This window comes from Saprospiraceae bacterium (genome assembly GCA_026129545.1).
Taxonomy (GTDB): domain Bacteria; phylum Bacteroidota; class Bacteroidia; order Chitinophagales; family Saprospiraceae; genus M3007.
This window is the reverse complement of record JAHCHX010000002.1, coordinates 495,928-510,696: the sequence shown is the minus strand read 5'-3', so window position 1 is coordinate 510,696 and position 14,769 is coordinate 495,928. Positions and strand designations below refer to the sequence as shown.

Here is a 14,769-nt window from a genome sequence, read left to right as displayed (position 1 = left end):
ATGCAACTGAAGATTTGTGTGTGTGGGGGAGCTGTATGCACACTTCGCATCGTCAAGTTTTCAGCATCAGTATTACTTCGCGCCGCTAGGTTTTGGGCATGGCTAAAAGCGCAATCTGTTCAAAATCAGGGATGCCAATCATGGTGAACTGACAAATCCTACCGAATCAAGGTGTAAATTTGCCACTTCAATTGTCTCATCATCCTCGTGCCGTTCCGCAGCATCCCCACTTTCAACGAATTCAACGAATTCCACACCGCCGCCAACGGACGGGTGCGCTCGGTGCACGACGACGTGCACGTTTTTCGCTTGCGCGAGGTGGGCCGCGAAGTCGTCGGTAAAATGCCGTTGTTCCGGCAGTGCTTTTACCAAATCGGCTTGATGACCCAGTCGGCCTTCAAAATCAGTTATTTTGAAAAAGAGCACGCGCTGCACGACGCGCAGTGCGTCGTGCTGTTCAAGCCCGGCCAGCTCATCAGCTTTCAGTGCGACCCCGATTGGGACGGCTATGTCCTTTTAATCAAAGAGGACCTGTTGCAGTTCCACCATGCCAATGCGCAGCTCCTGCGGGATTTTCCGTTTTTGGTGCCCACCGAAAACTCCCTCTTTTTCGTCAACGATACCCAATACACCGAACTGACGGAGGTTTTTGAAAAATTGCTCGCCGAGTATGCCAATCTCGCCCGCACTACGTCGGCTTTGCCGCTTATTCAGCTCTACGCCCGTATTTTGCTGCACAAAGTCAACGACTTATATGCTGCGCAACAGGCAGCGAGCAGCCTAAAACACTTGACCGAAAATTCCCGCAGCCTCGAAATAACCCTTGAATTCCTCTACAATCTCGACCGCGACATCGAGCAGATGAAAAGCGTGTCGGAATTTGCGAGCAACCTGCACGTCACGCCCAAGCACTTGGCCGAGGTAGTGCGGAACGTGAGCGGCCTGTCGCCCAAAGACCACATCAACAACAAGCTGCTGAGCGTCACCAAGACCCTGCTCAAGCACACCAACACGAGCATCAACCAAATCGCGGCCCAGTACAACTTCAAAGACCCGGCACACTTTGCCAACTTCTTCAAGCAGCACACCGGCCTAAGCCCACTTGAGTACCGCAACAGCTAACCGCCTTTTTCGCAAGCAGTGCCGAACATTCCGCACAACGTCGAGACTGTTCGGCGGTTTTGACAGACGATTATTTGAAACGATAACATCTCTGTCAACAACATGAAATTCAAACACAACAAAATCGCCCTGTTCGCAGGCATCACCGCTGCCGCTTTGCTGCTCCTCAACTTTCAAAACACCCGTCCCGCCGTCGCCGAAGCCAAGCCCAGCCCCAAACTGCTCGACCCCGCCAATCACACATTGGTCCTGATTGACCATCAGCCGCAAATGGCCTTTGCCACCCAGTCGCACCCCATCGAAATCATCCGCAACAACGCTGCGCTCGTGTCCAAGGCCGCCAAGACATTCAACGTGGCGACGGTCATCACGTCCGTGGCCGCCAAGTCGTTCAGCGGGCCGATTTTTTCGGAAATCACCGACGTGTTCCCCAACGAAAAAATCATTGACCGCACCACGATGAACACTTGGGAGGACGTGGATGCCTACAAAGCCATCACGGGCAAAGGCAAAAAGAAAATCGTTTTCGCCGGGCTGTGGACGGAGGTCTGCATCGTCGGCCCAGTGTTGAGCGCCCTTGCGGACGGCTACGAGGTGTATTTCATCGCCGATGCCTGCGGCGGCGTGAGCAAAGAAGCCCACGACACGGCCGTGCAGCGCATGATTCAGGCTGGCGCGCAGCCCATGACCAGCCTCCAATACCTGCTCGAACTGCAACGCGACTGGGCACGCGGCGCCACCTACGATGCCGTCAACAACATCGCGAAAGAACACGGCGGCGGCTACGGCCTTGGCATCAAGTACGCCAAAGAAATGTTCAACGCGCAAGAAGGCAAAAAATAGAACACCCACCATGCGACACTTGATTCTCGCCTGCGCGTGGTGGCTCCTCGCGGCGGGGCTGGCAGCGCAAACAGCCAGCCCCGCCACAGCGGACTTGCTCATTTTGAACGCCAAAATCACCACGCTCGATGCCGAACGCCCCGAAGCCGAGGCCCTCGCGGTGTCTGGCAACAAAATCCTCCAAGTCGGCTCCAACCGCGAAATAACCGCCCTGCGCGGCCCCAACACCCGCACGGTGGACGCCAAAGGCCGCCGCCTCATCCCGGGCTTGTTCGACAGCCACCTGCACGTCATTCGCGGCGGGCGTTTTTACAACACCGAACTCCGCTGGGACGGCGTGCGCACCCTCGCCCGCGCCATGCAGATGCTGCGCGAACAGGCCCGCCGCACGCCGCCGGGCCAATGGGTGCGCGTGGTGGGAGGCTGGAGCCCGCACCAATTCGCCGAAAAACGCTTCCCCACGTTGGCCGAAATCAACGAGGCTACCGGCGCGGTGCCGACCTTTATCCTGTACCTGTATGGCCACGCATACCTGAACAAAGCAGGCTTGCAGCAGTTGGGCATTGACGAAAACACGCCCAACCCGCCCGGCGGCCTCATCGAAAAGGATGCAAGCGGAAAACCCACTGGCCTGCTCGTGGCCGAGCCGAACGCTTTTTTGCTCTACTCGACGCTGGCCAAATTGCCCGAACTGACGGAGGTGGAGAAATTCAACTCCACCCGGCGGTTCATGCTCGAACTCAACCGACTCGGACTCACCGCCGTGATGGACGCGGGCGGCGGTTTTCAGAATTTTCCCGACGACTACGGCATCACCGACTCGCTCTGCGCGGCAGGCGGCCTCACGCTGCGGTTGCCCTACTACCTGTTTGCCCAAAAGGCAGGCAAAGAACTCGACGACTACACGCGCTGGATTCGCTCCGTCGAAATCGGGCAGGGCTGCGACGACCACGCGCACGGCATCGAGTACTATGTGCAAGGCGGTGGCGAAAATCTCGTGGCGAGCGCAGCGGATTTTGAAAACTTCGACCAGCCCCGCCCCGAGCTCAGCCCGGCGATGGAAGGCCAGTTGAAAGCGGTATTGAGCCTTTTGGTCAAAAACCGCTGGCCCTTCCGCATCCACGCCACCTACAATGAGAGCATCACGCGGTTTCTCAACGTCATCGAGGAGATTGACCGCGAAACCCCGCTGAATGGCCTCTTGTGGTTTTTCGACCACGCGGAGACCATCTCGGAGGCAAACCTGCGCCGGGTGAAAGCCCTTGGCGGCGGCATCGCCGTGCAGTATCGCATGGCCTTTCAGGGCGAGAGTTTCGTCCGGCGCTACGGCAAAAAAGCCGCCGAAGCCACCCCGCCCATCAAAAAAATGCTCGACATGGGCATCCCCGTCGGCATGGGGTCGGATGGCACGCGGGTCAGTTCGTTCAGCCCTTGGGTCGGTCTGTACTGGCTCACCACCGGAAAAACCGTCGGCGGCACTCCGCTCACCAGCGCCGAAAACCTGCTCGACCGCCACACCGCGCTGCGCCTCTACACGCAAGGCAGCGCCCAGTTGGTCGGCCTGCAAAAAGACCGGGGGATGCTCAAGGCCGGCTATCTGGCCGACCTCTGTGTGCTCTCGGACGACTATTTCCAAGTGCGCGACGAGGCCATCCTCCAACTCGAATCCGTGCTGACCATCGTGGATGGCAAAGTGGTGTACGGCGCGGGCGAATTCAGCCAGCTGGCACCACCCATCCCCGCTGCCATTCCGGTGTGGTCGCCCGTGAATTTTTATGGTGGGTATCAGAAAAAATGAGCAGTGCATGGACAAAATCTTCTGGATTCTGATTGTCATTCTTGCGGGAGCCATGTTGCCCGTGCAGGCCGGGCTGAACGCCAAAGTCGGCAAGGCACTCGAAAGCCCGGTGCACGCCTCCTTCCTGTCTTTTGTCATTGGCGCGGTGGCGTTGGTGCTTTACCTGCTCGTGACCCGTCAGCCGGCACAGTGGCAGCAATGGCGCGAGGTGCCCGCCGTCGCTTGGTCGGCGGGAGTGTTTGGAGCGGTGTATGTCACCATCACCATTTTGGCCTTTCCGCGTCTAGGCGCGCCGCTCACGTTCGGGTTGATTGTGGCGGGCCAGCTGTTTGTTGCGCTCTTGCTCGACCATTTCAAAATCCTCGTCGCCGAGCAACACCCCATCAATTTTTACCGGCTGCTCGGGGTGGTGCTCATCGTCGCGGGCGTGGTGTTGATTCGCCGTTTTTGACCATGAAAAAATCTATTATTGCGGTTTTGCTCGTTGTTTCGAGCGGTTTTTGGCAAAAAACCGCTGCACAGGGTTTTCCCGCGTTCAAAAGTTTGCGCTTCAACGAGGACTATTCTTTTTTGCAAAACGATTCCAGCGAGCATTGGTACAAACATTTGAAATACAAACCGCTTGGGAAAAAACAGGCGCATTATCGCTCGTTTGGCGGCGAGCTGCGCTGGCAATACCAGTTCTACAAAAACGAGGAATGGGGCGACGCGCCGCCCGACGACGACGGTTTTCTTTACCTCCGCAACCTCTTTCACGCCGATTTTCATTTTGGGAAAAAATCGAGGCTTTTTGCCCAGTTGAAAAGCAACTTCATGGCCAACAGGCCACAGCCGCCGCGCCAGATTGACGAGAACCAGCTGGACCTTCACCAGTTTTTCGGCGATTTTTCCTTTGGCAAATGGCTTGCCCGAGCGGGTCGGCAAGAGTTCTCGTTCGGGTCGCAGCGCCTTGTGGCCGTGCGCGAAGGTCCGAACAATCGCCAAACGTTCGATGCCGCACGGCTCGTCCGGGAGACCGCACGTTTTCGGGCCGATGCTTTTGTCGCCCGCGCCGTGACCGACCGCCCCGGCATTTTCGACGACGGCGTGGTGCCGCCCGGCGCTTCGCTGTGGGGGCTTTACACCGTGACCAATCAAGTCCGTTTCTTGAAAAACGTGGATTTGTACTACCTCGGGTTTTACACGGAAAACGGTGTTTTCGACGACGGCAGGGGCCGCGAACGGCGGCATTCCTTCGGGACGCGCATCTGGGGCAAAGGCGGCGCGTGGCAGTACGACGGCGAGGCCGTGTACCAGTTTGGCGATTTTTTGGACAAAACAATCAGCGCCTACACGGCTTCGCTGCACCTGCGCTACACGCTCACAGGCGTGAAAAACCAACCTGTGCTCGGCCTCAAAACCGAAATCATCAGCGGCGACCGCGCCCACGACGACGGGGCGCTGCAAACCTTCAACCCGCTCTTCCCGCGCGGCGCTTATTTTGGCCTCGCGGCGCTCATCGGCCCGGCCAACATGATGGACTTCCATCCTTGCATCGAGTGGCCGCTGGGCAAAACCTGGAGCGTGAGCGCGGACTACGACGTGTTCTGGCGGTACAGCCTCGCCGACGGCATCTATGGCCCCAATGTGCGGCCCATCTACTCTGGGCGCGGAACCTCCGCGCGGCACATCGGCAATCAACTCGGCGCCAATGTCACTTGGGAACCCAATCGGCATTTCAACCTTCAATTGGAAGGTACTTGGTTTGCCGCTGGGCCATATCTGCGCGAAGTGGGTGCGGGAAAGGATGTGTTTTTCACGGCGGTGACGGTGCAGTTCAAGTATTGAGAGGAGGGAACTATTCAGGGAGAAAGGCAGCGCCCTAGAATATGTTTTGGGTTCATGTGGCCCAATAAAGCCCTCTTCACGAACACCACCTATTCTCTCTTTTTCAGCCAAGCCTCCAGCGGCTTGACACACTGGAACTTGGGCTTCTCGAAGCGGGCAGGCTCGTCCAAGGCCTCTCGCAAGACTTTCATGGCCGGGCGATAGTCCACCACGCCCATGCCTTCAAATTTTTCCACCGTGCGCATTATGCGCTCCACCTCCCAACTGAATTTGCCAGCGTAGAGGTCGGAGGGGTGGGTACTGCGCTGGATGTTTTCCCGGATGCTGCGAGCGCTGTTCAGGATGCCTTGCTGCACGGCCTCAGGGAAAAGCGTCGTGTCCTCCACGTCATTAGAGGCCAAAAAAGTAAAGGCTTCGTCGGACCAGCCGCTATTGAGGCGGCGCACCAGTTCCTCTTGCCAATCGGGGCGGGTCTTGATTTTGGCCAAGGCACGCTCGCGGATGGCGCGGCTGTGATTGCGGTCTGTGTAAACAAGTAGAAACACCATGTCTTTTTCCACATTGCAGCGGTCAATGTTCTCCACCATGCTGTCGTGGTTGCTGGACTCCCGTTCAGATATAGAATATATGGCGGCGGCATTTCGGACGATGCCCTGCTTTATCCAAAGGAATATGAAAGGGGCAACTGCCAAAGCCCCCAAGGCCGAGGCAGCAACCACAGCGCCCCGATAGACTTTGGTTGGCATGAGTGTTTGCAGACCCTCGTTTAGCAGGATGGTCATACCGACGAGCAACATGACAGGGGTGAGCACAGCAGCCAATCCGCCAAACAACTTAACGATGCCCGGTATCGGGCCGGTCTCTTTATGAATGAAACCAAAAATGCTGGTGCCAATGATGGCTGATAGCATCCCTCCCAGCACCCAAAAAAAACGAGCGGTGGACGAATGGCCGACCCATGCAAACCCGCTTTTGGCACCGATGATTGCCGCGACGGTTGCCGTGCACACCAGCAAGCCAATGCTCAGCAGAATAATTGCCCAGAGATAGCCCACAGCGCCATCGTTGCTCGGCATTTTCTGAAAAAACAAAAGATTGACGAGCCCTAACAGAAGGAGGCTGGCGATGAACAGAAAGAGATTGCCAATGAAAACCATAAAAGAAAAGGAAGATGACGGTTTGGATGGGTTCGTAAAGGTACGGCGCTCGCTGCGAACAAGTTCAGGGTTTGAAAGGCTTCCGATCTTCTTCAACGATGGCGGGACTCTGCAAGAAAATATCCGCGTCACGGCTGTGCTCACTTTTGAAAATACGGGCTGAGAACTTGGGCCAACGGCTGTTGTGTCGTCGTTAATCCGTTCGACAAGCGGCTATTTCAGAAAAATAATTTCCCTCCCGCGCAGCAATATGCCTCATGCCCGCACCATTTAAGAAATGCCAATCAAAATGGATGCAACGCTAAAAAAACACATCGAGCAATGCCTGCGGGGCGACGCAGGGGCACAGCGTCAACTTTTCGAGCGGTACAAAACCTGGCTCTTCCCCATCTGCCTGCGCTACGCCCGCGACCGCCCCGAAGCGCAGGATATGTTGCAGGAGGCTTTCCTCGTCATTTTCAGAGATTTGGGTCAATATAAAGGCGAGGGCGCGCTTGGCGCGTGGCTCCAACGCGTCACCGTCCGTGTCGCCCTACAACAACTCCGCCGCAAAAATCCTCTCCGTTTCGCCGAAGACTACGACGAACTCCCACCCGACACCTACGACTTTAACCCGGATACAGAACTCAACGGCGAAGCCATCCTCCTGATGGTGCAACAACTCCCGGCGGGCTACCGCACGGTGTTCAACCTGCGCTGCATGGAAGGCTTCGAGTACCCCGAAATCGCCGCCGAACTCGGCATCGCCGAAAGTAGCGTTCGTTCGCAATACGCCCGTGCTTGCAAGCAGTTGCGCGACCTGGTGGAGCGTATGTTGGTGCTGGTTTGACCCTAATCTGTCATTCTGAACCGCCGACTGGCGGATAAGAATGACAAAAATCTTTTCTCAACTCCCTCAATCTCTTCAACGCTCTCAACAAAAATTTGTCATGGAAAATAAATCGCCACACGATTCTGATTTTGAAAAATTCGTCCGGCAGACGCTGCAAAAAACGGACGGAACGCCCGACGAAAATACTTGGGCGAACATCGCGGCGCGACAAAGCAGCCGCAACTTTTGGCTGAAGTTCAAATATTATGGCCTCTACGTTGCTCCCGTTGTCGTCTCGCTTGTTTTGGCTGTAGGTGGTTGGAAATATTTTACTTCCAATGCCGACACGCCGACGAATGTTCAGCCTGAAATACAGCAGCCGACAACGCCTTCGCAACAGCCGCAGGCAAACTTGGAAGAGCCTTTGCCCGATGTTGCTATTGCAGAAAATTTACAGGCAAAAGGTGTTCAAGGCAAACCCCTCGCCGCACATTTGCGAAGCAAAGTCCCCGCCACGACGGTGCGTTTTATTGCCGAAAAAGGCTTGCACTACGAAACCCCCGTCACCGGTACCTCCGTTTTTATTCCGGCCAACGCGCTCGTACGCTCCGATGGAAAACCCGTTCGCGGCGAAGTGGAATTTGAACTCCGCGAATACCGCAGCATTCCCGACTTCCTGATTTCGGGCATCCCGATGCACTACGCCGACGAGCGCGGCCAATATTTTTTCAACTCCGGCGGGATGTTCGATTTGCGGGTGAAGCAAAATGGCGAGCAACTGCAACTGGCCGCTGGCCAAGCCTGCGATGTGCGTTTCACTTCGACGCACAAACTGACCAAGCCCAGCCTGTTTTATTTCGATGAAACCAAAAATGGGTGGGAGTATCAACCCGACCCGGCATTCACGAATGAGGAGCGCCCGCCAGTGGTGACGGAAGCGACGGTAGTGCGCAACAACCGGGGGCTACAGGTGGCGTGTTTGCCGAGCGAGTTCGTGTCTTTTGAAAGCGTGATTTGGGAAACCCCATTTTCCTTCGACCCCGAAACGAAGATACAGACATCCGTGCAGATAGGTTACGACTACGCCTTCGGAAAAACAAAAATGCCGGGCTGGTTCCGCAAGCATCCCACTTGGACGAACGACCAGTTGTTGACAGGCTTGGAGCGCAGCACCATTCGCATGAAGCGCCACAAGGACACCGACGATATGTTTTTCCCAGAAGACATCAACAACCTGTTCACCGAATTGAAAGCTTTTAAAGACTGTTATTTCGTTATCAATGATGGACTTGGCGGCAAAAAATCATTCAGCAACGAAGACTTCGATGCCTATTGGGAGCGATTCTCGGTGGTGCAGGAAAACGGAGCGTTGTGTTACGTCTCGTTTTTTGGCAAACAAGGTCTGTTGCAGTTCTACGCGACGCTGGTCGGCAGCACGGAAAATTCAAATTTTGATGCCAACAAAGTGCTGGCGGAGTACGAGCGCCTGCGCGACGAACGCCAGCAAGGCTTTGAAAACCTGGCAAATTCGTGGCGATATTTTGCACAAGCCGCCCAGATGTTTCAAGAGCCGGACGAATGGTGCATGGACATTTATCAATGGTTCGACTACTTCGATGCCAACCTGCCGCTCATGCGCAAACGATACGCCGCCCTGAAAGAACAAGGCCTTGCCGACGACAGGCAAATCGCGTTGCAAGCGTGGAAGAACTGGGAAAAACGTCTGCGCGACATTCGACTTGACAACTACACCAACAAACGCTCCAACGACCAAAACATGGCACGAGGAGAAGGCCTTACTTACGCCCTGCGTGTCACCAATTTCGGCCTCTACAACTGCGACCAGATTTTCAACCTGATAAGACGACTGGCGCGCGACCAAGACCCGACGTTCGTGATGGCTGCCTACAAATCAGCCGACGGGCATCGGGTAGTGCCAAAAACAGTAAGCGTGGTGGAGCACAAGACCCGAATGTTTTTCACCTTGCCCGACCCTGTAAAAATGGTGTATGTCCCAGAGCGCCAAGTTGATATTATCGTGATGGCCACCGATGGGCGATTCTATCGGCTGTCGCGTGAGCAATACGCCAGCCTTGATTTGATAAATCAGAAATCATACACTTTTATCGTCAAAGACATCACCGAAAAAGTACAAACCCCGCGCGATTGGGCGGAGTTGCTGGAGATTTAGCACAACATAGTCGTCGGAAAGCGGTTAAGAGGATGTCTCATAAGTGATGTTTGTTTGACAGGATTGACAAGATTCGCGCTCTTTTTCGGGTAAAAAAACTGTAAATCTTGTTAAGCCTGTCGAAATTTAAACTTGCGAGACAGCCTCTTATTTTTGCGCATCTTTTTATCTGAATCTTTCCACGACATGAAAAAACTCGTTTTCGTCCCTGCTGTGCTGCTCATGCTGGCTGGCTTGGTCGCGTTCACCTTTCAAAACAGCACAACTTATCCTGCGGTCGGCACACTTCAATGGCACACATGGGAAGAAGCCGTTGAGTTGAACAAAACCGCTCCCAAAAAAATCTTTGTGGACGTCTATACTGATTGGTGCGGCTGGTGCAAGCGCATGGATAAAAGCACCTTTTCCGATTCGACGGTAGCGGCCTACATCGCCGCCAACTTCTACGCGGTGAAACTCAACGCCGAACAGAAGGAGGACATCCAGTTCAACGGCCAGACGTTCAAATTCATGGATGGCGGCAACGGTCGCGGGGTGCACACCCTCGCTTATTCCCTATTGGAGGGCAAAATGGGCTATCCGAGTTTTGTTTTTCTCAATGAAAAATATGAGCGCATCATGATTTCGCCGGGTTACAAAGAGCCGAAAGACATCCTGAAAGAACTCAAATTCGCCGCCGAAGAACAATACACCAAGACAACTTGGGAGAAATACCGCGACGAGAATTAGGAGCTTGTTTGATAGTCGCACCAATGAAGAGGGCAGCCCAGCACCGCTGGGCTGCCCTCTTGTCGCATATTTGTCTTCCTTTTCAGGCGAACCTCGCCTTATTTTTTCCACGGCAATTCCAAAATGCGCTGCGCGGCCACCTCGCCCATGCGGATGCCCTCATCGCAATCCATGCGGAAATGCACGCCGAGCGGGATGCGCGAGTAGGCATTTTCCCTAGATAAGTCGTTGAAAGAAGCCAAAGTACGCGGCTCGCTTCTGAACTCCACACGACCAAGATGGCACTTGTCCACCAGCGTGTAGGTGCCGGGGTGCTTGCTGTTGTACTCAAACATGGACGACAGTATTTTGGCACCTGCCCCCCCGAACCCGGAGTGTCCAGAAGGGTAAGCGGGGAAGGCTGGCGTGACCCCATAGAAGCCATCCACCGGATTGTTCAGGATAGGAAGCCAGTTGGCGGCTTCGGGATATGTTTTGGAGATGACGCGACGGATGTACGACACCGGACGCTCCAAACTGTACACATATTTCGATTGCCAGATGCCCACGCTGATGTCTTTGAGCGCCATGCCCATCTTGGCGTAGAGCTCTGCGGCCTCTTCGAGATTGATGCGCTCCAGTTCAGCCACTTGATTCGCTACGGCGACGAGGCGTGCGGGTGGCGAAAACGTCAGTCCGAGAATATCGTCGCTCCAGAACTCGGCCAGCCAACGCTGCTCGTAAGCGATTTTTTCCTCGTCGGGCGTTTTGTTGGGCTTGTTGATAAGGTTGACCGTCTTGTAAACCTCCATCGCTTGGGTGTAAAAAAGCGACTGAGGGTTTTCGCTATATGGGATGGGCGGTCGGGCCAATTGTTCGTTTTCCGAAAGGGCGAAGGTGCGTACCTGACCCCAAAAAGGGAAAAGGGCATGGACAAAATCCGGCACGGTGGGTTCCCAATAGCCCGGGCCAGAGGGAGCATTGTACGGCGGCTGAGGATTCAGAAAGGCATTGTGCGCCGCGTCGTCGGAGCGCGACCACTCGTAGAAGGCCATCGCCACTTCGATGCCGCGTTGCTTCGAGCGTGCTATCACTTCGGGCGATGCTTCGTTGGCATATTGCGCGTTGAGCAGGTCGCGGGTCAACGCTATTTGGCCATACAAATCGGGGTATCGAATCTCCATGTGGAAGAAAAAGCGGGTCATCATGTAGTAGTACACCTCGTTGATGACCGTTGGCCAGTGGTAGTCCAAGTTTTCGTTGAATTGGGGCATGGCCAACTGCGGATAAAGATTCGCCAGCGAGTTGTAGTCGGGCATACCCGGGGCCACAGCTTCGTAAGCGGCAAAGCCCAAATAGCCCAGCGCATTGGGCACAGGTCCTGGCCGATAGCCTACCGCATAGCGGTCGAGGCGAAGAAAAACATCGTTCCAACGAAGATAAACGTTGCTGTCGAATTCTCTCACCAAGGGGCGAGACGGCTCCACTCTAAAATCTTTACAGGCGTTGAACATGAACAACCCGAGCAGAGCCAACAATAAATGCAGTTTAGTGTGTGGAATTATTTTCATGCAGAATACAATTTGTTGCTGGTAGGAAAATGTTTGGGCGGCAGCGCAAATATCGTGCTAAATCACAATGGCTGCGCTATCGCCTCGTGTGGTTTTAAAAAAGCAAAGGTCGCAAATGTTGAGGGAACGGCGATTTCTTTTAGGGAGCGGAAATGGCGCTATGTAAAAAATCGTAAAAACTTAGCGTGCAAAGCCTATTTGCCTATGCGTTTGGTGTTTTGCCAAATCAACAATTGCTCATCAATCAATCGCTGTGTTGTTTCGAGCAAGATAGAGGCATCAGCCTCGAAGATGGGCGGGAAAAAGTGAAGCCAGACGTGTGTCTCTGGTTTTGAGAAACAGCGCAAAAAATGGGGAATAAAGGTGTCGGCGCCCACCCAGGCATCCGAGGCGTTGGCGTACTCAATAGCGATGGGCACCACGCCCACGCCCAAGTCGGCAGCCATGCCAAAAGTGCCCGGCCTGAACGGCAAAGTCGTGCCGACTGCCGAGGTGGTGCCCTCTGGATAGACCAACACCGCCCCTCCTGTCTTCAGCACCTCGCGGGCCGCCTCGCGGGTGCCGGCGCGGCTCGACTTGTCGTGTCGTTTGACGTAAAAAATGCCCGTCATCCGCGCGGCCCAACCGATGAGCGGCCATCGGCCCACTTCTGCTTTGGCAATGGGCACAAAAGGTACCAAGTCCGCCACGGGCACTGGGTCAATGTAGCTGCGGTGGTTGCTGATATAAAGGAAGTTGCCGACGCGCGGCGCCCCCGTCGTGGTCACTTTTATTTTTAAAAAACGCATCAAATCCCTCGCAATCATCTGCCGACGACGCACTGCCCACCATACGTCTTTGCCCAACAATGCCCGACCTATCAGGACTGGCACGAGATGCCCGAAAATGATGGCTGCCATGCCGAAGAGTCGGAAATAAGCCAATAGTGGTCTGTTTTTCATGTGTTTTCGCGTTTGTCAATTTGTTGCATCGCCCTTTCCGTGATGGCTGTGATGGTGAGCGCGGGATTCACGCCCGGGTTGGCAGAAATCATGGAACCATCGCACACGAGCATGTTCTCGTAGCCGAACACGCGGTTTTGGCTGTCAATGACTCCTTCCTCAGGCGATGCGCCCATGACCGCCCCGCCGAGGATATGTGCCGTGCCGGGTATGCCTGCCAAAGGGGTGAGGAAAAATGCGGTGGCTTTGCCGTTCAGAATACGCTCCATCTTCCGCGCCAACTCGGTGGCGCGAGGTATAAAAGCGGTGGGTTTGTCTTTGCCCACTATCGCCGTGCGCATTCCGCCCCATCGGCTGCGGGTGAACGTGACGGTGCTGTCCAGCGTTTGCATGAACAGCAAAATCGTGGTGCTTTTCGCCCAGTCTTTCACCCACGCATATTTCCACCATGCACGCGGGTGGGCCAGCAGCTCGCCAATAATCCGGGCAATGCGCGTCACCATGTTTTTGCCTTCCACATAAGGAAACAGGGACAGCCGCCAAGCGCCGGAGCCAGCGCCATACCGACACACTTCGAGATGGCTATCGGCATCGGTGTGCAGAATGGAGCCGATGGCCACGCCTTTTGAGAGGTCGTCGCGGCCATCCAATTGGGTCACCATGATGAGGCTCTCGTTGTTGGTGCGCACGTCTTGCCCGACCTTGTCGGAGAGGCGAGGCAAGGATGTTTTTTTGAGTTTCAGCAGCAGGCCGACTGTGCCGAGCACACCGCCTGCAAACACCACCCCGCGCGAGCACAGTCGTTTCTTTTTCCCAAACAATCGGGTGGAAGGCCGAAAAAACACTTCGTAGCCATCGCTGCCGTCGGCTCGTCCTCGTGGGCGCACGTCGAACACCTCATGTTCGGCGAGTATCTCCGCGCCGTGCTGTTGCGCCAAGTATAGATAATTCTTGTCGAGGGTGTTTTTGGCGTTGTGGCGGCATCCCGTCATGCAGCTGCCGCAAAAGTGGCAGCCCGTCCGGTCGGGGCCTTTGCCGCCGAAGTAAGGGTCGGGCACCGTTTGGTGCGGCTTGCCAAAGTGAACGGCCACCTGTGTGGGGGCAAAATGGGCTTCTTGGCCGATTTCCTTCGCCAGTGAGTGCAAGGCGTGGTCGTTGTCGAACAAGAGTGGGTTGGAGGCGGCACCGAGCATACGGCGGGCGGTGTCGTAAAAAGGTGCTAACTCCGACTGCCAATCGGTGAGATGTTGCCAGCTGCCCGAGCGGAAAAAGGCGGGTTTTGGCACGGGCAACGTGTTGGCATATACCAGCGAGCCACCGCCTACTCCCGTGCCGGAGATGAAGCCGACGTGCCTGAAAATCGTGATTTTCATGATGCCAAACCAGCGCAACGCAGGCACCCAAAGCCATTTGCGCAGTTGCCAGTTGGTGCGGGCGAAATCGTTGGCCCGATACCATTTGCCTTTCTCGATGACGAGCACTTTGTAGCCCTTTTCCGCCAGACGCAGGGCGCTGACCGAGCCACCGAAGCCGCTGCCGATGATGATGTAGTCGTAGTCCGTCGTGTGAGCCATTTCGGGAGCAAATAAACAGCCCGCCGGGATGCTATCCAAGCCTATGTGCACGGATTCATCGGGATTTGCTATGTCCGCGCTGGTCAGCGTTTACAGTGTTGGCGTGTAGGTATAGCCTGACGGTTGTGTTAGGATGTATCCATGACATGAAAAGGGGCCGCTCTTGCTTGTTGGCAAGGCGGCCCCAGTTTTTCACTAACCAAACTTTCTTTTAACCAAAGTTGTG

Annotated in this window: 13 protein-coding genes; 9 read left to right on the top strand and 4 right to left on the bottom strand. The window is 55.3% G+C overall.

Annotated features, from left to right (window positions below):
- Positions 1-207: 207 nt before the first annotated feature.
- The 5 genes from KIS77_16405 (at position 208) to KIS77_16385 (ending at position 5,590) form a co-directional block, all read left to right on the top strand.
- Positions 208-1,122, top strand: a complete 915-nt coding sequence (locus tag KIS77_16405) for a helix-turn-helix domain-containing protein (protein ID MCW5923925.1) — start codon at positions 208-210, stop codon at positions 1,120-1,122.
- 102 nt (positions 1,123-1,224) lie between these two features.
- The gene (locus tag KIS77_16400; GenBank protein MCW5923924.1) at positions 1,225-1,965 is read left to right on the top strand and encodes a hydrolase; all 741 of its coding nucleotides are present in this window, start codon (positions 1,225-1,227) and stop codon (positions 1,963-1,965) included.
- A 10-nt stretch (positions 1,966-1,975) separates the two neighbouring features.
- Positions 1,976-3,763, top strand: a complete 1,788-nt coding sequence (locus KIS77_16395; GenBank protein ID MCW5923923.1) for an amidohydrolase — start codon at positions 1,976-1,978, stop codon at positions 3,761-3,763.
- Between the two features lie 7 nt (positions 3,764-3,770).
- Positions 3,771-4,214, top strand: a complete 444-nt coding sequence (locus tag KIS77_16390; GenBank protein ID MCW5923922.1) for a DMT family transporter — start codon at positions 3,771-3,773, stop codon at positions 4,212-4,214.
- Positions 4,215-4,216: 2 nt separating this feature from the next.
- Entirely contained in the window at positions 4,217-5,590 is a 1,374-nt protein-coding gene (locus KIS77_16385; protein ID MCW5923921.1) for an alginate export family protein, read from the top strand.
- A gap of 89 nt (positions 5,591-5,679) precedes the next feature.
- On the opposite strand, the gene KIS77_16380 is transcribed toward KIS77_16385, so the two are convergent.
- Complete coding sequence (locus KIS77_16380; protein ID MCW5923920.1) at positions 5,680-6,666, bottom strand: hypothetical protein; 987 nt, start codon at positions 6,664-6,666, stop codon at positions 5,680-5,682.
- Positions 6,667-6,736: 70 nt separating this feature from the next.
- Here KIS77_16380 and KIS77_16375 point away from each other — a divergent pair, with 70 nt between their 5' ends.
- From KIS77_16375 to KIS77_16360, 4 genes are all read left to right on the top strand, one after another.
- A complete protein-coding gene (locus tag KIS77_16375; GenBank protein MCW5923919.1) occupies positions 6,737-6,910 on the top strand; it encodes a hypothetical protein in 174 nt (57 codons plus the stop codon).
- A gap of 126 nt (positions 6,911-7,036) precedes the next feature.
- Entirely contained in the window at positions 7,037-7,576 is a 540-nt protein-coding gene (locus KIS77_16370) for an RNA polymerase sigma factor (protein MCW5923918.1), read from the top strand.
- A gap of 100 nt (positions 7,577-7,676) precedes the next feature.
- Positions 7,677-9,749, top strand: a complete 2,073-nt coding sequence (locus KIS77_16365; GenBank protein MCW5923917.1) for a hypothetical protein — start codon at positions 7,677-7,679, stop codon at positions 9,747-9,749.
- A gap of 186 nt (positions 9,750-9,935) precedes the next feature.
- A complete protein-coding gene (locus KIS77_16360; GenBank protein MCW5923916.1) occupies positions 9,936-10,478 on the top strand; it encodes a DUF255 domain-containing protein in 543 nt (180 codons plus the stop codon).
- Between the two features lie 98 nt (positions 10,479-10,576).
- Here the strand turns inward: KIS77_16360 and KIS77_16355 are convergent, their stop codons facing one another.
- The 3 genes from KIS77_16355 to KIS77_16345 form a co-directional block, all read right to left on the bottom strand.
- Positions 10,577-12,028 carry a vanadium-dependent haloperoxidase gene (locus KIS77_16355; GenBank protein MCW5923915.1) on the bottom strand — a complete coding sequence of 484 codons (1,452 nt, stop codon included), beginning with the start codon at positions 12,026-12,028 and terminating at the stop codon, positions 10,577-10,579.
- Positions 12,029-12,222: 194 nt separating this feature from the next.
- A complete protein-coding gene (locus KIS77_16350) occupies positions 12,223-12,969 on the bottom strand; it encodes a 1-acyl-sn-glycerol-3-phosphate acyltransferase (GenBank protein MCW5923914.1) in 747 nt (248 codons plus the stop codon).
- Positions 12,966-14,594, bottom strand: a complete 1,629-nt coding sequence (locus KIS77_16345) for a GMC family oxidoreductase (protein ID MCW5923913.1) — start codon at positions 14,592-14,594, stop codon at positions 12,966-12,968. The genes KIS77_16350 and KIS77_16345 overlap by 4 nt, the downstream gene beginning before the upstream one ends.
- Positions 14,595-14,769 lie beyond the last annotated feature (175 nt).